The organism is Rhodococcus ruber, assembly GCF_016804345.1.
In the GTDB taxonomy this organism is placed as follows: Bacteria; Actinomycetota; Actinomycetes; order Mycobacteriales; family Mycobacteriaceae; genus Rhodococcus; species Rhodococcus ruber.
Genome location: NZ_CP044211.1, coordinates 1,638,239 through 1,657,812, shown reverse-complemented (window position 1 = coordinate 1,657,812; position 19,574 = coordinate 1,638,239). Strand labels below are relative to the sequence as shown.

The following is a 19,574-nucleotide window of genomic DNA, read 5'->3' as shown; positions in this document are numbered from 1 at the left end:
GCCCATACACTATCTACCTATAAAGTGGACGCACCATGACTGCTCCTGCCGCCTCCCGCCCGCCGTTCTACCTGACGACCGCGATCGCTTATCCGAACGGCGCCCCGCACATCGGCCACGCCTACGAGTACATCTCCTCGGACGCGATCGCCCGGTTCAAGCGCCTCGACGGCTTCGACGTGTACTTCCTGACCGGTACCGACGAGCACGGCCTGAAGATGCAGCAGACGGCAGCGAAGGAGGGCCTGGACGTGCGGGACCTCGCGGCCCGCAACTCCGGCGTGTTCGAGGCCATGGACAAGTCGCTGAACATCTCCTTCGACCGGTTCATCCGCACCACGGACGCCGACCATCTCGAGGCGAGCAAGGCGATCTGGCAGCGGATGGCCGACAACGGGGACATCTACCTCGACACCTACTCGGGGTGGTACTCCGTGCGCGACGAGGCGTTCTACGCCGAGGCCGAGACGACCGCGCTCGACGACGGCTCGCGCATCGCCACCGAGTCCGGCACCCCCGTGGAGTGGACGGAGGAGTCGACGTACTTCTTCCGGCTCTCGGCGTATCAGGACAAGCTGCTGAAGCTGTACGAGGAGCGCCCGGACTTCATCGCGCCGGCCACCCGCCGCAACGAGATCGTCAGCTTCGTCTCGGGCGGGCTGAAGGATCTGTCGATCTCCCGCACCACCTTCGACTGGGGCGTGCCGGTGCCGGATCATCCCGAGCACGTGATGTACGTGTGGGTCGACGCGCTCACCAACTACCTGACCGGTGCGGGTTTTCCCGACACCGGGTCGGAGTCGTTCCGCCGCTACTGGCCCGCGAACCTGCACATCATCGGCAAGGACATCACCCGCTTCCACACCGTGTACTGGCCGGCGTTCCTGATGTCGGCGGGAATCGAGCTGCCCGAGCGGGTGTTCGTACACGGCTTCCTGTTCAACAAGGGCGAGAAGATGTCCAAGTCGGTCGGCAACGTCGTCGACCCGCTCGAGATGGTCGAGCAGTACGGCCTCGATCCGCTGCGCTTCTTCCTGCTGCGGGAGATCTCCTACGGTCAGGACGGCAGCTACAGCCACGAGGCGATCGTGACCCGCATCAACGCGGACCTGGCGAACGAACTCGGCAACCTCGCGCAGCGCTCGCTGACGATGGTCGCCAAGAACCTCGACGGTGTGGTCCCGGAGCCCGGTGAGTTCACCGAGGACGACCGAGCGTTGCTCGCGCAGGCCGACGCGCTGCTCGACAAGGTCCGGGCGGAGTTCGACGTGCAGGCGCTGCACCTCGCGCTCGAGTCGATCTGGCACGTCCTCGGCGAGACCAACCGGTACTTCTCCGCACAGGCGCCGTGGGTGCTGCGCAAGACCGATCCCGCCCGGATGGCCACGGTGCTGTACGTGACGCTCGAAGTCGTGCGGATCGTCGGCCTGCTCGTGCAGCCGGTGATGCCGGACTCCGCCGCCAAGATCCTGGATCTGGTGGGGCAGGATCCGCAGGCGCGGCAGTTCGCGGACATCGCCACGCGCCTCGCGCCGGGCACGCAGTTGCCGGCCCCGGCCCCGGTGTTCCCGCGCTACGAATAGCGCCACGCCGCCTGTCGGTGGCCTCGTGCACACTCCGCGCATGGGGCGAGATAGAACACACTTTCGACAGGCGGCGACCGGGTCCGGCGCATCCGAGGAGATCTTCCACCTCGGAATCCGGCCGCTACTCGACGAACTGGGCGCCGCGTACGAGCGCGGCTGGCAACCGGTCGACGTCCTGCACGTGACGGCCCGTTCCGGCGACACCACGGACGTCCCACTGGCGGCCGCCGCGGTGCTTTTCGACGCCCGCCGCAGCGGCGCGGCCGACCGGGCACCCCTCGACTGGGTGCGCCAGCTCGGTGCGATCGCGCAACGCTGTCCCGCCGCCGCGCGGATCGCCGACCGGGTGCCACCCGACGCGCCCGCCCGCCAGTTGGGCGCGGAACTGCTGCGCGAGCTGCCCGGCCTGTCCCGCTTCCAGGTGATGGGGCTGGCGTTCGCCTGGAAGTACCTGCCGCAGTTCTCCCCACTCCTGCCGCTGCCCTCGCAGTGGCCGCCGCTGCGACCGGTCCCTGCGGCCGGCGAGGCCGCGACCCCGGATCCGCGGGTGCTCGCCCGGATCCGCGGCCTCCTGGCGAAGGCCGAGTCCACGGACTATCCGGAAGAGGCCGAGACCCTCACCGCCAAGGCCCAGGAACTGATGACCCGGTACGCGATCGGCACGGCCCTGGTCACTCGTGCGGGCGCGGACACTGCGCGAGGACGCCGCGTGCACGTCGACAATCCGTACGCGAAGGAGAAGGTTCTGCTGCTCACCGCGATCGGGAACGCGAACCGCACGCGCACGGTGTGGTTCACCAAGGTCGGAATCGCCACGATCGTCGGCGCCGACGTCGACCTGCAGCAGGTGGAGCTGCTGTTCGCGTCGCTCTCGGTGCAGGCCGCCCGGGCCGTGCGTGCCGCCGGGACGGGTGGCCGCACCGGCGGCGCGGCGACGGCGTTCCGCCGTGCCTTCCTGACCGGATACGCATATCGGGTCGGCGAACGGCTGCGGCAGGCGGACGCATGCGCGACCGCGACCGCCGCGGCCGACGCGAGCATGTCCGTCACACAACTCGCGCCGCTGCTGGCCCGTCGCTCCGAGGCCGTGGACTCGGAGTTCCGCCGCCTGTTCCCGACGACCCGGTCGACCCGTACACGCAGCGTCGATGCCGAGGGATGGTTCGCCGGCCGCGACGCCGCCGAGACCGCCTTCCTCGCATCCCCGCCCGGGTGAGCACTGCCCCGGTCGCCGCCTGTCACGTTCGGGGGCCGAGCGGTGTCCCATGTGCGACCGCGGACATCGTCGACAACAGAAGGGGTGGTCAGGATGACAACCGATGTGGTGGTGCTCGGAGCCGGGTACGCGGGAGTGATGGCAGCGAACCGTCTGCTCGCCACGCATCCGGGGGTATCGGTGACGGTCGTCGCGCCGCGACCGGTGTTCGTCGAGAGGGTGCGGTTGCATCAGGTCGCCGCCGGCTCCGGTGCGGCCACACACGACCTCGCCGACGTGCTGCATCCGGCGGCGGCCGTGCACGTCGGCACCGCAGTGCACATCGGAGCGGACCGGGTGCTGCTCGCCGACGGGACGACGTTGCCGTTCCACGTCGCGATCTACGCCGTCGGCAGCGGCGCCGCCGTACCCGCGATCCCGGGCGCCGACCGGCTGCACTCGACGGCCGAGCTCGAACGCGCCCTGGACACGGCCGCCGCGCTCGGGGAACTCGGCGACGGGGCGGGCGTGGTGGTCGTCGGCGGCGGGCTCACCGGCGTCGAGTCGGCCGCCGAGATCGCCGAGGCGCATCCCCGCCTGTCGGTCACCCTCGTCGGGGATCCCGTCGCACACCTGCCCGGGTCCACCCGGCGGTTCGTCGCCGCGCGGCTGCGACGGCTCGGTGTCCGGATCCGGCCGGGCCGGGTCGTCGCCGTCGAGGACGGCGCGGTGCTGCTCGCCGACGGCGACGCGGTACCGGCCGAGCTCGTCGTCTGGGCGGGCGGATTCACGGTGCCGGACCTGGCCCGGCGCAGTGCTCTGCCCGTCGACGAGACGGGCCGGCTGCGGGTCGACGCTACCCTGCGGAGCGCGGACGGAGCGAACGTCGTGGGCGTGGGCGACGCCGTGACCGTCGACGGCCAGGATCACATCCGGATGAGCTGCCAGGCGGCGCTGCCGCTCGGCGCCCACGGCGCCGACACCACCTGGGCACTGCTGACGGGTACGGATCCGCGGCCGCTGTCGCTGGGGTTCGCGGCGCAGTGCATCTCGCTGGGCCGCTCCTCCGGCGTCGTGCAGCGCACCCGTCCCGACGACACGCCCCGCTCCCTCGCGCTGCGCGGTACGTTGGGGTCGTTCGGCAAGGAGGCGGTGGTGCGCGGGACGGTCTGGATGCTGCGACGGCAGGCGCGAGGGCACAGCTACCTGTTCCCCGCGGGTCCGGCCCCCGCGTCCGAGCCGATCGCGGTCCGTCGATGACCCCCGACGACACGCCTCGCGACGAGACGACGCACGACAAGACGACCCACGATGAACTGTTCACCCGGCACCGAGGCCTGCTGTTCGGCATCGCGTACGAGATCACCGGCAGCGTCGCCGACAGCGAGGACATCCTGCAGGACAGCTACCTGCGCTGGGCCGAGGTGGAGCTCGACGAGGTGGCGAACCCGCGTGCTTATCTGAGCCGCGTGGTCACCCGGCAGGCGCTGAACTCGCTGCGCACGGCGCAGCGGCGCCGGGAGGACTACGTCGGGCCGTGGCTGCCCGAACCGGTGCGGACCGCCCCCGACGCCGCCGAGGACGTGCTGCTCGCCGAATCGGTGTCGATGGCGATGATGCTGGTGCTCGAGACACTCGGCCCGCTCGAACGAGCGGTGTTCGTGCTGCGCGAGGTGTTCGGCTTCGACCACGCCCAGATCGCCGCGGCCGTCGGCAGGCAGGAGGCGACGGTGCGGCAGATCGCGCACCGCGCCCGCAGCCACGTGCAGGCGCGTCGCCGGCGGTACGCCGCGTCCGACGAGCAGGCGCGCCGGGTCGTGACGGAGCTGCTGTCCGCCGCTGCCGGCGGGGACGTGGAGGCACTCATGGCGGTACTCGCACCGGACGTCGTCTACGTCGCCGACGGCGGCGGCAAGGTGACGGCCGCGCGGGTCCCGGTGAGCGGAGCGCGGAAGGTCGCACGCGTGCTGAGCGGCCTGAGCCGCCGGCCGCTGCCCGACATGCGAGTGGAGTTCGCCGCGTTCAACGGCCTGCCCGCGCTGGCCGTGTACTCGGGCGAGCGACTCGATCTGGTCATGCTGATCGAGATGGACGCGGGCCTGGTCACCGGCCTGTATGTGGTGCGGAACCCGGACAAGCTCGGTGCGGCGGACCGGGTGATGCCGCTCGTCCGCTGACCGCCCGGCGGGATTCGGTCCGTTCCGGGGCCGCGTGGGAAGCTGTGCCCATGCGGATGGAACGGCTCGGCACCGGGGGCAGCCCGGCGCAGGTGCTGCGACTGCTGGGCGCCCGGGCCGAGGCGGCGGGCGCCCCGCCACCGGCTGCACTGACCGGAACGTGGTTCGGCGCAGCTGCGGTCCTCGCGCCCCACGTGCGTGCCGTCGCCACCCCACCGGCCGACGCCTTCGTCCTGCGCGGCCGCTCGGCCCCGGGCCGCGGCGAACCGGTCGTCGGCGGGGGGTGGATCGGCTATCTCGCATATCCGGACCGCACGCCCACCCACCCGGCGCTGCCTCGCGCGGCCGGAGGATGGACGGACACCGTCCTGCGGCTCGACCACGACGGCTGCTGGTGGTACGAGAGCCTCACCGACGCGGCGTGCCCGGCCGGGCTCGCCGCCGCCGTCCGCGAGGCGCCCGACGCCTCCGCTCGGGCACCGTGGCGCATCGACTGGACACCGCCCGATCGCGACGCCCACCGCCGCGGCGTGCGGCAATGCCTCGAGGCGATCCGCGCCGGCGAGGTCTACCAGGCGTGCGTGTGCACTCGTTTCACCGGTGCCTGGTCCGGCAGTCCGCTGCACTTCTTCGCCGACGGGATCGAGCGCACCGCCCCGGCCCGGGCGGCGTACGTCGCGGGCGACTGGGGTGCGGTCGCGTCCCTGTCACCGGAGTTGTTCCTCGCGCGCCACGGCGACCGGGTGACGTCGAGCCCGATCAAGGGCACGCTCCCGATCGGCGCCGATCCGGCCCGGTTGCGCGCGTCCGTCAAGGACGTCGCGGAGAACGTGATGATCGTGGACCTCGTGCGCAACGACCTGGGGCGCGTTGCCGAGACGGGGAGCGTCACCGTGCCGGACCTGCTCGGGGTGCATCCGGCCCCCGGGGTCTGGCACCTGGTGTCCACCGTCGCGGCCTCGTTGCGGATCGGGGTGGACACCGCGCGGTTGCTCGATGCGGCATTCCCCCCGGCGTCGGTGACCGGCTGCCCCAAGATCCGGGCGCGGGAGTTCCTGCAGGTCTGGGAGCCGCACCCGCGGGGCGTGTACTGCGGCACGGTGGGCATGGCCAGTCCCGTCGCCGGGGTGGAACTGAACGTGGCGATCCGCACCGTCGAGTTCGGCCGCGGGGACGCGGACACGCCGGGCTCGTGCGGGCTCGGCGTCGGCGGCGGCATCACCATCGATTCCGATCCGGACGCCGAATGGCAGGAGTGCCTCGACAAGGCCGCCAGCATCCTGGGGCTCAGCCCTCGCACACCGTCCGGCCGGCCACCGGCAGATCGGACTGTGGCAGCGTCTCGGTGATCCGGCCCGTCGTCGAGGCGCAGATCCGCGCGACGATCGACTCGACGTCCAGGCTCCAGGTGCGCACCGTCCCGTCGCCGCCCGCCGCGATCACGGCGTTGCGGCCCGGCAGGAAGCCGACCTGCCACCGTCCGACACCGATCTCGGTGATCGGGCCGCCCACCGGGTGCATGTGCTCCGAGTCGGCGACGTGCCACAGTCGTACCGTGCCGTCGTCGCTGCCGCTGACCACCTCGCTGCCGTTCGGGGTGACGGACACCGAGTAGACGGTGCCGGTGTGGCCGCGCAGCGCGTCGGGCCGGACGGTGAACGATCCGTCGGGTCCGCGGTCCCACACGCGGACCGTGTGGTCGTCGCCGCCGGTGGCGAGGACGTTGCCGTCGGCGCTGAACGCGAGGGCGTTGACGCCGGCGGTGTGACCGTCCGACACCGGCAGCGCGACGGGGGCGGACGGATCGGTGACGTCCCACGCATAGAGCGAGCCGTCCGCGCTGGTCACGACCAGATGCCGGCCGTCCGGCGTGAACGCGGCCGCCCGCACGAGATTCGTCGGGCCCCGCAGCGGTGCTCCCCGGCGCACCGGACGCGCCGGATCCGACACGTCCCACAGCACGAGAGAGTGGTCGTCGTGGCCGGTGACGAGGGTGGTGCCCCCGGGGCCGAAGTCGAGTTCGGACGTGAACCGGGTCTCGGTCACGATCGGGTCCACCCACAGCCGCGGGGCCGTGGGGTCGCGGACATCCCACAGGTGGATCTCGCCGTCGGTCGTCGAGGCGGTGACCAGAGTCGCGGCGGAGGGCGACAGGGCGGTGGTCACCGCGCCGCCCACCGGTCTGGGACGATCCACGACGCCGAGCGGCGCCCAGTGCCCGTCGGAGCCGATCCGCCACAGCGGCACGGAGGAGTTGTACCCGCCGGTGGCGACGAACGAGCCGGAGCGATCGATCGCGGGCAGCGTCAGCGCAGAGTCCGCGACCGCGACGCGTCCGCGCGGCAGCGTCCAGATCCGGATGTTGCCGTCGTGCCCGCCGGTGACCAACGCGGCGCCGTCGGGGGTGAACGCGAGCGCGGGGACGCCGCCGCCGTTGCCTGCGAGAGCCGGCCGCATCTCGTCGATCATCCGCGTCTTCGGGTCGACCGCCCACAGCTTCGCGGTCCCGTCCCACGACGCGCTCGCCAGGGTGCGGCCGTCGGGTGCGAACGCGACGGTCCACACCCCGCCGGTGTGCGCCTGCACGGGAGGGCCGGTCGGGCGCACCGCCGCCGGGTCCGTGGTGTCGAACATCGTGACGACACCGTCGTCGCTGCTGACCGCGAGGGTCCGGCCGTCGGGGGCGAACGCGACGGAGTGCGCCACGTCGCGGAAACCGGTCAGCGCAGCGCCGACGGGCACGGCGGCGGCCGGGTCGGTCATATCCCACAGCCGCACCGACCGATCGTCGCTCGACGTGGCCAGCACGGTACCGCCGGGGTGGAACGCCACGGTGCGCACCGCCGCGCCGTGCGCGGGCAGGACGGTGCGGGGAAATCCCCGCGTCCGGGGCTCGCTCGTGTCGACGAGCACGACCGATCCGTTGTCGTACGGCACCGCGAGCGACCGGCCGTCCGGGCCGAACCGCACATTGTGGACGACCTCCGGCACGAACACCTCGCCGGTCAGCAGCGCGACGGGCCGGTCCCGGTCGGTGACGTCCCAGATCCACACCGCACCTGTTGCACCACCCGCCGCGAGCAGGGTGCCGTCCGGGCTGAAGGCGACCGAGGCCAGATACTCGGGCTCGTCGGACACCAGCGCTCCGAGCGGCCGCGGCGCGCCCCGGTCGGACAGATCCCACAGGCGGACACTGCCGTCGTCGCTCGCAGAGGCCAGGGTGGTGCCGTCCGGGGCGATCGCCAGCCCGTAGACGGGACCGCTGTGGCCTTCCAGGGGCAGTGCCAGCGGCATCTGCTCGGTCGCGACGAGCCGCGAGTACGCGACCTCGCTGTCCGGACGCAGGCGCCACGCCGCGAGCGCCAGCTGGGCCGCGGTGGACGGGTCCCGCTCCCGCATGGAGTCGGCGAGCGCGACGACCTGCTGGAACTGGGCGGCGCTGCGCTCGGCCTCGGCGCGGCTCTTGCCCGCCCAGGCCAGCGTCCCCATCACCACTGCGACGACGGTGGAGAGCACGAGGGCGGCGATGGCACCGTTGCGGACGCGGGTCCGGCGACGGATCTGCCGCCGCGACTCCTGGAGGAAGGCCACCGCGGTCGGACTGAGCGCGGCCTCGACGCCGCCGGCCGGGGTCCGCCCCACCAGCTCCCGGTCCTCGTGCTCGGCGACGAGGTCCATCCGGCCCCGCCGGTACAGCAGGTCCGCGTGCCGGCGGCCCGCGACCCAGCCCGCCGCGTCCGCCTCGATCTGCTGGCGCAGCGCGGCGTACGAACGGTCGGCACGGATCCACGACTTCAGGCGCGGCCAGGCGTCGATCACCGTGTCGTGCACCAGCTCGACGCTGCCGTCGTCGACGACGAGGACGCGGGCGGTGACGAAGTGGTCGACCACCCGGCGTCCCGCCTCGGCGTCGTCGCCGGCGGCGGCGAGCAGCCGATCCAGCGGGCGCCGGATCTTCACGTCGGTGCCGGTGCCGGTCACGTAGACCAGGTGGACGAGCATCGCGCGCGCGAGTCGGCGGCCGCGGTCGTCGAGCTCTTCCCACGCACGTTCCGCGCTCGCCGCGATCGATCCGCGTACCCCGCCGGTAGCGCGGTACCCGGCCACGGTCAGGTGACCGCCGCGCCGGCGTTCCCACAGGGCGTCGAGCAGGTGTGACAGCAGGGGCAGTTCGGCCCCGCCGACGTCGTCGTCGGTCAGCACTCCGAGGTCGTGCAGGATCAGTTCGACCAGGCCCGGCTCGAACCGCAGACCGAGCAACCGCGCCGGCGCGGTGATCACCTCGACCAGGTCGTCCCGGGTCAGGGGCTGGACCGTCTTGCTGTGCCGCTCCAGCGCCCGGGCCAGCACGGGATAGGTCACGGCCCGCTCGTAGAAGTCCGATCTCAGCGTGGCCACCACCGAGACCGGTGTGTCGCCGTCACCGACGGTCGCGGCCTGATCGAGCAGCGCGAGGAACGCCGAGCGTTCGGCCGCGTCCTCGCAGTGGGTGAACAGCTCCTCGATCTGGTCGACGACGATCAGCAGGCCCGCGCTGCCCTCTCGGGCGGCGGCGGCGTGCAGCCGCGCCACCGCGGTCGGCTCGTCCGCATCCGAGATGTCGGCGAGTTCGGGTACGCACTCGACGAGCTGCGCCACCGGGTGCCGTCCCGGGGTCAGGACCACCGGCCGCCAACGGTCGTCACGGCACAGTTCCGGGACCAGGCCGGCCTGCACGAGGGAGGACTTGCCGACGCCGGAGGCACCGGTCACCACCACGATGCCGTGACCGTGGGCGGCGACGACGGTCTCGGCGAGTTCGCGCACGCTCCGGGCCCGGCCGAAGAACAGCTGCGCGTCCCGATCGCGGTACGCCTCGAGACCGCGGTAGGGCCGCACGCCGGGGGGCAGTGCCGCGGCGGGCGGCTCGGTGGGCTCCGTCCGGGCCCGCCCGGCCGGTCCCCGGGCGTGTTCCCACCACCGCTCCCACTGCTTGATCGAGTAGAGGCCGGGCGTCGGCGGCTGCGCGTGCAGAGCCCGGGCGGAGCGGATCAGCACCACCAGGACCGGACGGATCGTCTCGAACGTGGCGGGTACCCGGGCACCGGATCGCCAGTCGCTGATCCGCTGCACGGACACGGTGCGCTCGCTGCCCACGGAGCGGGCGACGGCCGACGCCTCGGAGGCGACCTTCTTGAGCGCGGGACGTCCCGCCGCCGCGAACAGCGTCCGGAGCTGGTCGGCGAACAGCTGCCGGGGCTCCGCCGCGGTTCGCTCGTCGACCGGTTCCATCTCCCGCATCCTCCCTGCTCCGCACCCCCCGAGGGCCCGGATCGTCCGCTGCGGAAAAACTCCTCACCGGTCCTGACCTGGGATGATATCGCGAGCGGGACGCGAACCGGTTGGTCACCCGGGATATCCCCGACAGAGTTGTTCCCGAGCGGGAAGACCCCGCGACGCGCTGCACCTCCACACCGGCCGGAACCCGACGAGGGGTGGTTCCGCCCGGTGCGGAGGGAAGGCGGCGCGCGACCCGAACCGAGGGACCGTGTACAAGCTCGTCGACCGGATCGTCCACGGCGTTCCGCCCACGTTGGTCGCGGCCCTGATCGTCGCGGTCGCCGTGCTGCTGATCGTCGCGCTCTCCTCGGCCGCGCCGTAACGCCCGGCCGCGGCTACCGCGTCGGCGTGCGGCTGTCCTTCGCGCCGAGCAGGTACGGATCCCGGGCGAGGTACTCCTTCGTCTCGCGGGCGATGAGTCCCGAGAGGATGAGCAGCCCGATCAGGTTGGGCAGTGCCATCAGGCCGTTCATCACATCGGAGAAGTTCCACACCACCTCGAGCTCGGTGGTGGCGCCGACGTAGACGACGAGTACGAAGATCGCCCGGTACGGGAGGACGCCGCCGCGGCCGACGAGACGTTCGACGCAGCGGTCGCCGTAGTACGACCACCCGAGAATCGTCGAGAAGGCGAAGAACACCACGGAGATCGTGACGATCCAGCTGCCCCAGTCACCGCCGAGGCCGTCCGAGAAGGCGAGGGAGGTCATCGCCGCGCCCTGCTCCTCGGATGTCCAGGCTCCGGTGGTGATGATGACCATGCCCGTGAAGGTCACGACGATGATCGTGTCGATGAAGGTCTGGGTCATCGACACCAGGCCCTGCCGGACCGGGTGGGTGGTCTGCGCGGCGGCAGCGGCGATCGCGGCGCTGCCCATGCCGGACTCGTTGGAGAAGATGCCGCGGGCCACGCCGTAGCGCAGGGCGATCATGAACACCGAACCGATGAAGCCGCCGGTCGCGGCGGTGCCGGTGAATGCGTCGGTGAACACGAGGGCGAACGCCTCGGGGATGTCGGTGATGTTGACCGCGAGGACGATGATCCCGGCGCCGACGTACAGCAGGATCATCGCGGGCACGAATCCGGCGGTGACCCTGCCGATGGACTTGATGCCGCCGAGCAGCACCGCGGCGGCGAGCACCGTCATGACGATCCCGGACAGCCAGGTCGGTACCCCGAACGTGGAGTCCATCTGGGTGGCGACGGTGTTGGCCTGCGTCATGTTGCCGATGCCGAAGCTGGCGAGCACCGCGAACACCGCGAACATCAGGCTCAGCACCAGACCGAACTTGTTGGGGATGGCGCGGGCCAGGTAGTACTGCGGGCCGCCGGACTGCTCGCCCTTGGCGTCGGTGACGCGATACTTGACACCGAGGAACGCCTCGGAGTACTTGCTGGCCATGCCGACGAGGCCGGTGATCCACATCCAGAACAGAGCCCCCGGCCCGCCGAAGTAGATGGCGGTGGCGACACCGGCGATGTTGCCGACGCCCACGGTGGCGGCCAGGGCGGTCGTCAGTGCCTGGTACTGAGAGATGTCACCTTCGGTGGCGTCCGGGTCCTTCCGGATGATCAGCCCCAGCCGCAGGGCCGGCCACAGCTTGCGGAACTGCACCCCCCGCAGCCGCACCGTCAGGATCACGCCGGTGCCCAGCAGCAGCGGTATGAGCATGTACGGGCCCCATACCACCGACGCGACCTCGACGAGGAATTCGTTCACCGACTCCATCCGTACCTCCTGCTGCGCGGTAAGGGGCAGAGTCTACGACGACGACTCGTCCTGCCGCGCGGCCAGTACCGCGTCGTACAGTTCGCGTTTGGAGACCCCGGCGGTCGCGACCTGGGCGCACGCGTCCTTCAGCCGCACCCCGTCCGCCACGAGCTGTTCGACCGCGTCGACCAGGTCGGCAGGCTCCGCCACCTGCGCCGAGGCGCCCTCGAGCACGACGGTGATCTCGCCGCGGGCACTCTCGGCGGCCCACTGCGCCAGCTCCGCGAGCGTGCCGCGACGCACCTCCTCGTAGGTCTTGGTCAGTTCCCGGCACACCGCGGCGCGTCGCTGCCCGCCGAGCACGTCGACCGCGTCGGCCAGGCACGCGGCGAGGCGGTGCGGGGCCTCGAAGAACACCACCGCGCGCGGCTCGGCGGTCAGGGTCTGCAGCCACGCGCGACGCGCGCCGGCCTTGCGGGGCGGGAAGCCCTCGAAGCAGAACCGCTCGACCGGCAGACCGGACAGCGCGAGCGCGGTGGTCACCGCGGAGGGACCGGGCAGGCACGTGACGGGCAGCCCGGCCGCGACGCACGCCGCCACCAGCCGGTAGCCGGGATCGCTGACGGACGGCATCCCGGCGTCGGTGACCAGCAGCACCGTCCGGCCCGCCTCGATGTCGGCGACCAGCGCCGGGGTCCGGGCGGACTCCACCTGGTCGTAGAAGCTGACCACCCGCCCGGTGACGGTGACCCCCAGCGCGGCGGCGAGCGACCGGGTCCGACGGGTGTCCTCGGCCGCGACGACGTCGGCGGTGCCGAGCGCGTCGCAGAGCCGTTTGGAGGCGTCGCCGATGTCGCCCATGGGGGTGGCGGCGAGCACGAGCCGGCCCTGTCCCGGATTGTCTGGCTGCATGCGCCTCAGCCTACGATCGGGACGTGACCGTGACGGACGAGCGCCCTGCCGAGGCATCGGACCGTCGCCGGATGCACAGCCCGGGTCCGACGGTGCCGGCATCGGATTTCGGTCCGGTCGACCGCGGCCGGGGCTGGGTGGTGACGCTGTTCGTCACCGCGATCGCGGCGATCACCCGGTTCACGATGCTGCACTACCCCACCGACGCGAAGACACCGGTGTTCGACGAGAAGCACTACGCCCCGCAGGGCTGGCAGGTGCTCACCGGCGGCGGGATCGAGGACAACCCCGGCTACGGCCTCGTCGTGCACCCACCGGTGGGCAAGCAGCTCATCGCGCTCGGCGAGGCGTTGTTCGGTTACAACGGGTGGGGATGGCGGTTCTCGGCCGCCGTCGCCGGGACGTTGCTGGTCCTGCTGGTGGTGCGGATCGTGCGGCGGTTGACCCGCTCGACCCTGCTCGGCGGTCTGGCCGGGATTCTCCTGATCGCCGACGGCGTCACCTTCGTCTCGTCGCGCCTCGGGATGCTGGACATCTTCCTGGCGCTGTTCGCGGTCGCCGCGTTCGGGTGCCTGATCGTCGACCGGGACGAGGTGCGGGCGCGGATGGCGCGCGTGCACGCCGAGGGACGCATCGCCGACACGGTGTGGGGTCCCCGGCTGGGCGTGCGGTGGTGGCGGTTCGGGGCCGGTGTGCTGCTGGGCCTGGCGGTGGGCACGAAGTGGTCGGGGCTGTATCTGATCGCGTTCTTCGGGTTGATGTCGGTGGCGTTCGACGTCGCCGCGCGCCGCGCCTACGGCGTGCGACGACCGTGGCTCGGGACCGGTCTGCGTGACGTCGGCCCGGCCCTCTACGCGCTCGTGGTGGTGCCGCTGGCCGTGTATCTGGCGACGTTCTGGGCGTGGTTCGCGGGCGAGACCGGGGTGTACCGGCATGCGGTGGGCCGGCAGATCGGCACGGACGGGGCGTTCTCGTTCGTGCCGGACGCGCTGCGCTCGCTGTGGTACTACAGCGCCTCCGTGCTCGAGTTCCACTCGGGTCTGACGAACTCGGCCGGCAACGTGCATCCGTGGGAGTCCAAGCCGTGGACGTGGCCGATGGGGTTGCGTCCGATGCTGTACTACTTCGCCGACGGCGAGCAGATCCGTGGGTGCGGCGGTGAGCAGTGCGTCAAGGCCGTCATGCTGGTGGGCACCCCGGCGATGTGGTGGCTGGCACTGCCGATGCTCGTGTGGGGCGGATGGCAACTGCTGGTGCGGCGGGACTGGCGGTGGGCCGCGGTGCTCACCGGGTACGCGGCGACGTTGCTGCCGTGGTTCGCCACGCTCGACCGGCAGATGTACTACTTCTACGCGGTTCCGCTCGCGCCGTTCCTGGTCATGGGGCTGACACTGGTGCTCGGCGACGTGCTCGGATCGCCGCGGGCCTCGACCGAGCGGCGGTCGACCGGTCTGCTGGTCGTGTGCCTCTACGTCGGCCTGGTGGTGGCGAACTTCGTGTGGCTGTGGCCGATCCTGACGGCCGCGCCGATCACCGTGGAGACGTGGCACCAGCAGCTGTGGCTGCCGAGCTGGCGGTGACGTCCGCGGGCGCGGCCCGCACGCCGACGGTCCGGCCGCCCTCGACGATGTCGACGATCGCGTAACCGCAGCGCGAGAGCAGCGCGCTGATCCGCATCGACACCGGTCCGACGGCCAGCCCCGGAGGGGGTTCGTCGAACACCCACAGCTCGCCGGTGGGTCGCAACAGCGACGCGACAGCCGTCGGCGCGGCGGGGTCGTCGCTGCGGAAACTGGGGACGTTGACGGCGAAGACGAGATCGAACGACCCCGGCAGGTCGACGCCGGGGAACTCGCCGACACGCAGTTCGGCGAGCCCGGCGTCGAGGCCGTCCCGGATGCGGCGACGCGCCCGGTCGATCTGCGTCGCCGAGCGGTCCACCCCCACGACGCAGCCGCGGCGGCGCAGCCGCTCGCACACGAGCGCGAGCGCGACGCCCCCTCCGCAGCCGATCTCGAGCACGTCGCTGCCCGGTTGCGGATCCATGGCCTCGACCGCGAACGCGATGCGCGCCGGCACGGTGCCACTCATGGGAAACTCCTCGTTGACGGGTGGGTGTCGGTGGTTTCAGGCGCCGCGCAGCGCCGCGACGACGAACTCGAGCACCTCGTCGTCGGACATGCCGAGGGTGCGCAGTTCGCGGACGTAGCCGGTGGCGGCGCGCTGGGCGAGCGTGCGGGTCGGGTCACCGGAATCCGCGACGAACGTGCCCGCCCGGCCCCGCGTCTCGATGATGCCGAGCTGCTCGAGCTCACGGTAGGTCTTGGCCACGGTGTTCGGGGCGATGCCGAGGTGTTCGGCCAGCCCGCGGACGGTGGGCAGCTTGGTGCCGGCGATCAGTTCGTCGCGCCGCACCATCGTGACGATCCGCTGGCGCAACTGCTCGTACGGCGGGACCGGCGAGCCGGGGTCGATGACGATGTCGAGCATCGGGGCGTCCTCAGGTGGGCTGATGGTGCGTCGAGGCTAACAGTGCCGGCCGACCGTTCCCGAATGCGCCGCGGCACCCCCGCACTCGCCCGTGCCGCACGGCAGAATGTGGCCATGGCAACGACCGCGACGATCTACCACAACCCCCGGTGCAGCACGTCCCGCAACACCCTGAAGGTGTTGCAGGAGGCGGGCCTCGAACCGACCGTCGTCAAGTACCTCGAGACCCCGCCGTCGCGCGACGGGCTGCGCAAGCTGCTCGACGACGCCGGCCTGGTCCCGAGCCAGGCGATCCGGCGGAAGGAGTCGCTGTTCGGCGAGCTGAACCTGGCGGATGCCTCCGAGGACGAGTTGCTCGACGCGATGGTGGCCCATCCGATCCTCATCGAGCGCCCGATCGTGGTCACCGACAAGGGCACCGTCCTGGCCCGGCCCGTCGAGAAGGTGCGCGAGATCCTCTAGGTCCCCGCCTCGCCCGCGGTCGGCCGGGCGCGGGCGAGCGGGCAGGACATGCAGCGGGGCCCGCCGCGTCCGGAGCCCAGCTCGGACCCGGCGATGCGCAGCACCTCGATGCCCGCGTCCTCGAGGCGCGTGTTGGTCTCGAGGTTGCGTTCGTAGGCCACCACCACGCCGGGCGCGAGGGCCAGGGTGTTGTTGCCGTCGTCCCACTGTTCCCGTTCGGCGACGACCGGATCGAGGCCGGTGTCGATGACGCGGAGCTTCTCGATCCCCATCGCGTCGGCGGCCGCCTCGAGGAACCCGCGCGGCCCACTGATCCGGACGTCACCGTTCTCCCGGCGGAGAGTGAAGGCCTGCAACGTCTCCCGCACCGCCGGGTACATCACCACGGCGTCGACGTCCACCATCGTGCACACGGTGTCCAGATGCATCGAGGCCCGCTGCTGCGCGATCGGCACCGCCAGCACGGTGTGCGCGAGACCGTCCTCGAAGACGCTCCGAGCGAGCGCTTCCGCACCCGCCGGGGTCGTGCGCTCCCCCACGCCCACGGCCACGACGCCCGGAGCGAGCAGCAGCACGTCCCCGCCCTCGACCGGCGCGGTGTGCGATTCGTAGGCCCGCCGCACCCCCAGGAACCGCGGGTGGAACGCGTAGATCAGGTCGGTGAGCGCCGCCTCCCGGCGCCGGGCCGGCAGGGCCAGGGTGGGGATCGCGACCCGGGGACCGACCCAGAACGACGAGTCCCGGGTGAACAGCAGGTTCGGCAGCGGCTCGATCACGAAGTCGGCACCGTGGTGCATCAACCGCACCAGCGACGGCGCGGCCCCGAGTCCCGCGGCGGGCAGTTCGTCGAACGTCATGCCCGCGACGAGGACGCGGGTGAGGTCCGCGGCGGACATCGCGCGCAGGTGGGCGGCGAGTTCGTGCGCCAGCCCGTGCCCGAGCCGGCGCGGGTCCACCGCGGACGACACCCCCTGGACGCGGGCGGCGCCGCTGACCTCGAGGGTCTCGGTGAGCAGGTCGGACAGGAGCAGCACCTCCACGCCCCGCCCCCGCAGCAGCTCGACGAACGCGTCGTGTTCCTCCTGCGCCCGCGCCACCCAGGGCAGCGCGTCGAACAGCAACTGGTCGTTGTTGCGGGGAGTCAGGCGTTCGAGTTCCGCGCCCGGCCGGTGCATGAGCACCGCTCTCAGCGCCCCCACCTCGGAGTCCACACCCAGCGCAGCGTTCATGGAATAGACCGTAATGCCGCGGGCCGCCTCACGGTGCGCCGAAACTCCCCGAACCCGACCCGGCGTCCATCCGCGGTGGCAGGATCGGCGGTGCCCGACGACCGAGGAGACATTCATGACCGACACCGACCCGCTCGGTGACCTCGCCGACTTCGCCGGCCGCTGGGTGGGCGGCGGCGAAGGCCACTACCCCACCATCGAGGACTTCACCTACGACGAGACCATCGACTTCACCGCCGTCCCGGGGAAGCCGTTCCTGATGTACGTCAGCCGCACGAAGAACCCCGGCACCGGTCAGCCCATGCACACCGAGAACGGCTACCTCCGTCTCGCCGACCACGACGTGGAGCTGCTGGTCTCCCAGCCGACCGGATTCGTCGAGATCCAGCGCTCCCGGCTCACCCAGGGCGTCCTCGACTTCACGCCCGTCCACCTCGAGCGCTCTCCGCACGCCAAGCCGGTGCACGAGCTGCGGCGGCGGTTCGTACTCGACGGCGACGACCTGTCCTACGACCTGTGGATGGCGCACGCGCAGACCCCGCTCACGCACCATCTGCACGCGACGCTGCGACGCGCCGGCTGACCCTCAGAGCAGGCCGCGCTCGCGTGCCGCGGCGACCGCCGCGGTGCGCGAGTCCACACCCAGCTTCGAGAACGCGTGCACCAGATGGGACTTGACGGTGGCTTCGCTCACGAACAGTTCCTTGGCGACGGCCCGGTTGGACAGGCCGCGCGCCACCGCGGCGAGCACCTCGATCTCGCGGGCGCTCAGCTCCACCCGGGGTGTCTGCATGCTGCGGTAGAGACGTTGCGCCACACCGGGATCCAGCACGGTTTCGCCCCGCGCCGCCCGGGTCACCGCGTCGACGAGCACGGCGGGGTCGGCGTCCTTGAGCAGGTAGCCGGCCGCCCCCGCCTCGACCGCGCGCAGAATGTCGGAGTCGGTGTCGTACGTGGTCAGCACCAGCACCTTCGGCGGATCCGGCGCGGCCGCGAGTTCGGCCGTCGCGTCCGCCCCGTCCATCCCGGGTCCGAGCCGCAGGTCCATCAGCACCACGTCCGGGCGGTGCGCGGCGTTCTGGGCGACGGCCTCCTGCCCGGACGCGGCCTCGGCCACCACCTCGAGCCCGGGCTCCGACGCGAGCAGCGCGCGCAGGCCCGCCCGCACGACGGGATGGTCGTCGACGAGCAGCACCCGGATCACGGCAGCATCCGCACGGGAAGCGTTGCGGCCACGGCGGTTCCGTCGCCGGGCGCCGACTCGACGACGACCGCGCCGCCGAGTTCGGCGAGCCGATCCCGCATGGCGGTGAGCCCGAAGCCCCCGCCCGAACCGGCCGCGTCGACGTCGAAACCGGCTCCGTCGTCGACCACGTCGAGCCGGACCTCGTCCGGGGCGTAGGCGAGGGTCACCCGCACGCGGCGGGCCCGCGCATGCAGCCGGACGTTCGCCAGCGCGCTCTGCGCCACCCGCAGCAACGCCACGTCGAATCCCGTGGGCAGCGGCAGCGGTTCACCGTCCACGCGCAGTTCGGCGTCGATGCCGGTGTCACCGCGCAACCGGTCCAGGACGCGGCCGAGGGCTGCCGCCAGCGGCGCGTCGTCGAGGTCGGACGGACGCAGCTTGTCCACGACCCGGCGGGCCTCGACGAGATTGCGCCGCGCGGTCTCCTCGATCCGGCCGAGCAGCGCCGCGGTGTCGCCGCCGGTCCGCAACCCGGCGCGGGCGAGCAGCAGGATCGACGAGAAGCCCTGGGCCAGCGTGTCGTGGATGTCGCGGGCGAGGCGGGCCCGTTCGGCGGTGGCGCCGGTCTCCCGCTGCAACCGCACCAGCTCGTCCTGGGCGTCGAGCAGTTCGCGGTGCGCCGCGGTGAGTTCGGTGAGCAGCGCGTCGCGTTGCTCCGCGTCGCGCACGAGCTGGCGGTAGATCAGGGCCGTGCCGGACGCCACGAGCGCCCCGAACAGGGGCCCGAGCACGGCGGCCGTCGGGTTGGCGGTGCCGTGCCCGATGCTCGCGGCGATCGCGACCGCCGTCAGTGCCGCGGTCGCCGCGATCGCGGCGACCGTGGGCAGCAGATGGAAGCACAGGAAGAACAGCGCGAAGGCGAGCCACACGAAATCCGGCGCGAGCAGCACCAGCGCCAGCCACCCGGCCAGCAGCACCGCCAGCCAGATTCCGCCGCGGGATCCGCGCCGGGCGAACCACAGCCCCGAGACGTACCAGGCGAATTCGGCGCCCGCGAGGACCAGCACCCCCGCCGAGCCGGCACCGCGCAGTGCCCCGACCAGCAGCAGCAGCACGAACAGCGCGTGCTGGCCCAGCTGCATCGCACGCAGCACCGGGACCGTCCCCTCGGGAGGGTGCGGTCGGGCGGTCTGCATTGCACCGACGCTAACACCGCCGACCACGCCGCCGCCTCCTACTTTCGATTGATCCGCGAACCCATCCGCCGAGCGATGCGCGGGCACCGTCGCGCCGGGCACGGTGGAAC

At 72.2% G+C, this 19,574-nt stretch carries 16 protein-coding genes; 8 read left to right on the top strand and 8 right to left on the bottom strand.

Going from position 1 to position 19,574, the window contains the following annotated elements; translation table 11 throughout:
* The first annotated feature begins 35 nt into the window (after positions 1-35).
* The 5 genes from metG to F1734_RS07805 all read left to right on the top strand — a co-directional run bounded on the left by metG (position 36) and on the right by F1734_RS07805 (position 6,307).
* On the top strand, positions 36-1,583 hold the full coding sequence (metG, locus tag F1734_RS07825) for a methionine--tRNA ligase (RefSeq protein ID WP_010592983.1): 1,548 nt from the start codon (positions 36-38) through the stop codon (positions 1,581-1,583).
* Positions 1,584-1,623: 40 nt separating this feature from the next.
* On the top strand, positions 1,624-2,802 hold the full coding sequence (locus F1734_RS07820; protein ID WP_082170355.1) for a DUF2786 domain-containing protein: 1,179 nt from the start codon (positions 1,624-1,626) through the stop codon (positions 2,800-2,802).
* A 93-nt stretch (positions 2,803-2,895) separates the two neighbouring features.
* The gene (locus tag F1734_RS07815; protein WP_238424124.1) at positions 2,896-4,041 is read left to right on the top strand and encodes an NAD(P)/FAD-dependent oxidoreductase; all 1,146 of its coding nucleotides are present in this window, start codon (positions 2,896-2,898) and stop codon (positions 4,039-4,041) included.
* On the top strand, positions 4,038-4,958 hold the full coding sequence (locus F1734_RS07810) for an RNA polymerase sigma-70 factor (RefSeq protein ID WP_010592986.1): 921 nt from the start codon (positions 4,038-4,040) through the stop codon (positions 4,956-4,958). The genes F1734_RS07815 and F1734_RS07810 overlap by 4 nt, the downstream gene beginning before the upstream one ends.
* 50 nt (positions 4,959-5,008) lie before the next feature.
* A complete protein-coding gene (locus F1734_RS07805) occupies positions 5,009-6,307 on the top strand; it encodes an aminodeoxychorismate synthase component I (protein ID WP_010592987.1) in 1,299 nt (432 codons plus the stop codon).
* Here the strand turns inward: F1734_RS07805 and F1734_RS07800 are convergent.
* The 3 genes from F1734_RS07800 to rsmI all read right to left on the bottom strand — a co-directional run bounded on the left by F1734_RS07800 (position 6,246) and on the right by rsmI (position 12,901).
* On the bottom strand, positions 6,246-10,229 hold the full coding sequence (locus F1734_RS07800) for an nSTAND1 domain-containing NTPase (protein WP_203011499.1): 3,984 nt from the start codon (positions 10,227-10,229) through the stop codon (positions 6,246-6,248). The genes F1734_RS07805 and F1734_RS07800 overlap by 62 nt on opposite strands.
* Positions 10,230-10,612: 383 nt before the next feature.
* Entirely contained in the window at positions 10,613-12,007 is a 1,395-nt protein-coding gene (locus F1734_RS07795) for an alanine/glycine:cation symporter family protein (protein ID WP_203011498.1), read from the bottom strand.
* 33 nt (positions 12,008-12,040) lie between these two features.
* Positions 12,041-12,901, bottom strand: coding sequence for a 16S rRNA (cytidine(1402)-2'-O)-methyltransferase (rsmI, locus tag F1734_RS07790; RefSeq protein WP_017679473.1), 861 nt, complete (start codon positions 12,899-12,901; stop codon positions 12,041-12,043).
* A gap of 71 nt (positions 12,902-12,972) precedes the next feature.
* Here rsmI and F1734_RS07785 point away from each other — a divergent pair, with 71 nt between their 5' ends.
* The gene (locus F1734_RS07785; RefSeq protein ID WP_174557556.1) at positions 12,973-14,481 is read left to right on the top strand and encodes a dolichyl-phosphate-mannose--protein mannosyltransferase; all 1,509 of its coding nucleotides are present in this window, start codon (positions 12,973-12,975) and stop codon (positions 14,479-14,481) included.
* Here F1734_RS07785 and F1734_RS07780 read toward each other — a convergent pair.
* Both F1734_RS07780 and F1734_RS07775 read right to left on the bottom strand, forming a co-directional pair.
* Positions 14,432-14,992: an SAM-dependent methyltransferase gene (locus F1734_RS07780; RefSeq protein WP_017679471.1), complete on the bottom strand. Its 561-nt coding sequence runs from the start codon at positions 14,990-14,992 to the stop codon at positions 14,432-14,434. The genes F1734_RS07785 and F1734_RS07780 overlap by 50 nt on opposite strands.
* A gap of 36 nt (positions 14,993-15,028) precedes the next feature.
* Positions 15,029-15,391: a GntR family transcriptional regulator gene (locus tag F1734_RS07775; RefSeq protein ID WP_017679470.1), complete on the bottom strand. Its 363-nt coding sequence runs from the start codon at positions 15,389-15,391 to the stop codon at positions 15,029-15,031.
* A gap of 114 nt (positions 15,392-15,505) precedes the next feature.
* On the opposite strand from F1734_RS07775, the gene arsC reads away from it, so the two are divergent.
* Entirely contained in the window at positions 15,506-15,853 is a 348-nt protein-coding gene (arsC, locus tag F1734_RS07770) for an arsenate reductase (glutaredoxin) (protein WP_026137470.1), read from the top strand.
* Here arsC and arcA read toward each other — a convergent pair.
* A complete protein-coding gene (arcA, locus tag F1734_RS07765) occupies positions 15,850-17,082 on the bottom strand; it encodes an arginine deiminase (protein ID WP_017679468.1) in 1,233 nt (410 codons plus the stop codon). The two genes, arsC and arcA, sit on opposite strands and share 4 nt — an antisense overlap.
* A 115-nt stretch (positions 17,083-17,197) precedes the next feature.
* Here arcA and F1734_RS07760 point away from each other — a divergent pair, with 115 nt between their 5' ends.
* The gene (locus tag F1734_RS07760) at positions 17,198-17,665 is read left to right on the top strand and encodes a heme-binding beta-barrel domain-containing protein (RefSeq protein ID WP_010592996.1); all 468 of its coding nucleotides are present in this window, start codon (positions 17,198-17,200) and stop codon (positions 17,663-17,665) included.
* 3 nt (positions 17,666-17,668) lie between these two features.
* Here the strand turns inward: F1734_RS07760 and F1734_RS07755 are convergent, their stop codons facing one another.
* Both F1734_RS07755 and F1734_RS07750 read right to left on the bottom strand, forming a co-directional pair.
* A complete protein-coding gene (locus tag F1734_RS07755) occupies positions 17,669-18,286 on the bottom strand; it encodes a response regulator (RefSeq protein ID WP_017679467.1) in 618 nt (205 codons plus the stop codon).
* Positions 18,283-19,464, bottom strand: a complete 1,182-nt coding sequence (locus F1734_RS07750) for a sensor histidine kinase (protein ID WP_051009366.1) — start codon at positions 19,462-19,464, stop codon at positions 18,283-18,285. Before F1734_RS07750 ends, F1734_RS07755 begins: the two co-directional genes overlap by 4 nt.
* Between the last annotated feature and the right edge of the window lie 110 nt (positions 19,465-19,574).

Excerpts from the sequence above, each read along its gene's own strand:
- F1734_RS07805 (WP_010592987.1), top strand. The coding sequence starts at position 5,009 with ATGCGGATGGAACGGCTCGGCACCGGGGGCAGCCCGGCGCAGGTGCTG.
- F1734_RS07795 (WP_203011498.1), bottom strand. The coding sequence starts at position 12,007 with ATGGAGTCGGTGAACGAATTCCTCGTCGAGGTCGCGTCGGTGGTATGG.
- F1734_RS07775 (WP_017679470.1), bottom strand. The coding sequence starts at position 15,391 with ATGCTCGACATCGTCATCGACCCCGGCTCGCCGGTCCCGCCGTACGAG.
- rsmI (WP_017679473.1), bottom strand. The coding sequence starts at position 12,901 with ATGCAGCCAGACAATCCGGGACAGGGCCGGCTCGTGCTCGCCGCCACC.
- F1734_RS07810 (WP_010592986.1), top strand. The coding sequence starts at position 4,038 with ATGACCCCCGACGACACGCCTCGCGACGAGACGACGCACGACAAGACG.
- arcA (WP_017679468.1), bottom strand. The coding sequence starts at position 17,082 with ATGAACGCTGCGCTGGGTGTGGACTCCGAGGTGGGGGCGCTGAGAGCG.
- F1734_RS07750 (WP_051009366.1), bottom strand. The coding sequence starts at position 19,464 with ATGCAGACCGCCCGACCGCACCCTCCCGAGGGGACGGTCCCGGTGCTG.
- F1734_RS07780 (WP_017679471.1), bottom strand. The coding sequence starts at position 14,992 with ATGAGTGGCACCGTGCCGGCGCGCATCGCGTTCGCGGTCGAGGCCATG.
- F1734_RS07785 (WP_174557556.1), top strand. The coding sequence starts at position 12,973 with ATGCACAGCCCGGGTCCGACGGTGCCGGCATCGGATTTCGGTCCGGTC.
- metG (WP_010592983.1), top strand. The coding sequence starts at position 36 with ATGACTGCTCCTGCCGCCTCCCGCCCGCCGTTCTACCTGACGACCGCG.
- F1734_RS07760 (WP_010592996.1), top strand. The coding sequence starts at position 17,198 with ATGACCGACACCGACCCGCTCGGTGACCTCGCCGACTTCGCCGGCCGC.
- F1734_RS07815 (WP_238424124.1), top strand. The coding sequence starts at position 2,896 with ATGACAACCGATGTGGTGGTGCTCGGAGCCGGGTACGCGGGAGTGATG.
- arsC (WP_026137470.1), top strand. The coding sequence starts at position 15,506 with ATGGCAACGACCGCGACGATCTACCACAACCCCCGGTGCAGCACGTCC.
- F1734_RS07800 (WP_203011499.1), bottom strand. The coding sequence starts at position 10,229 with ATGGAACCGGTCGACGAGCGAACCGCGGCGGAGCCCCGGCAGCTGTTC.
- F1734_RS07820 (WP_082170355.1), top strand. The coding sequence starts at position 1,624 with ATGGGGCGAGATAGAACACACTTTCGACAGGCGGCGACCGGGTCCGGC.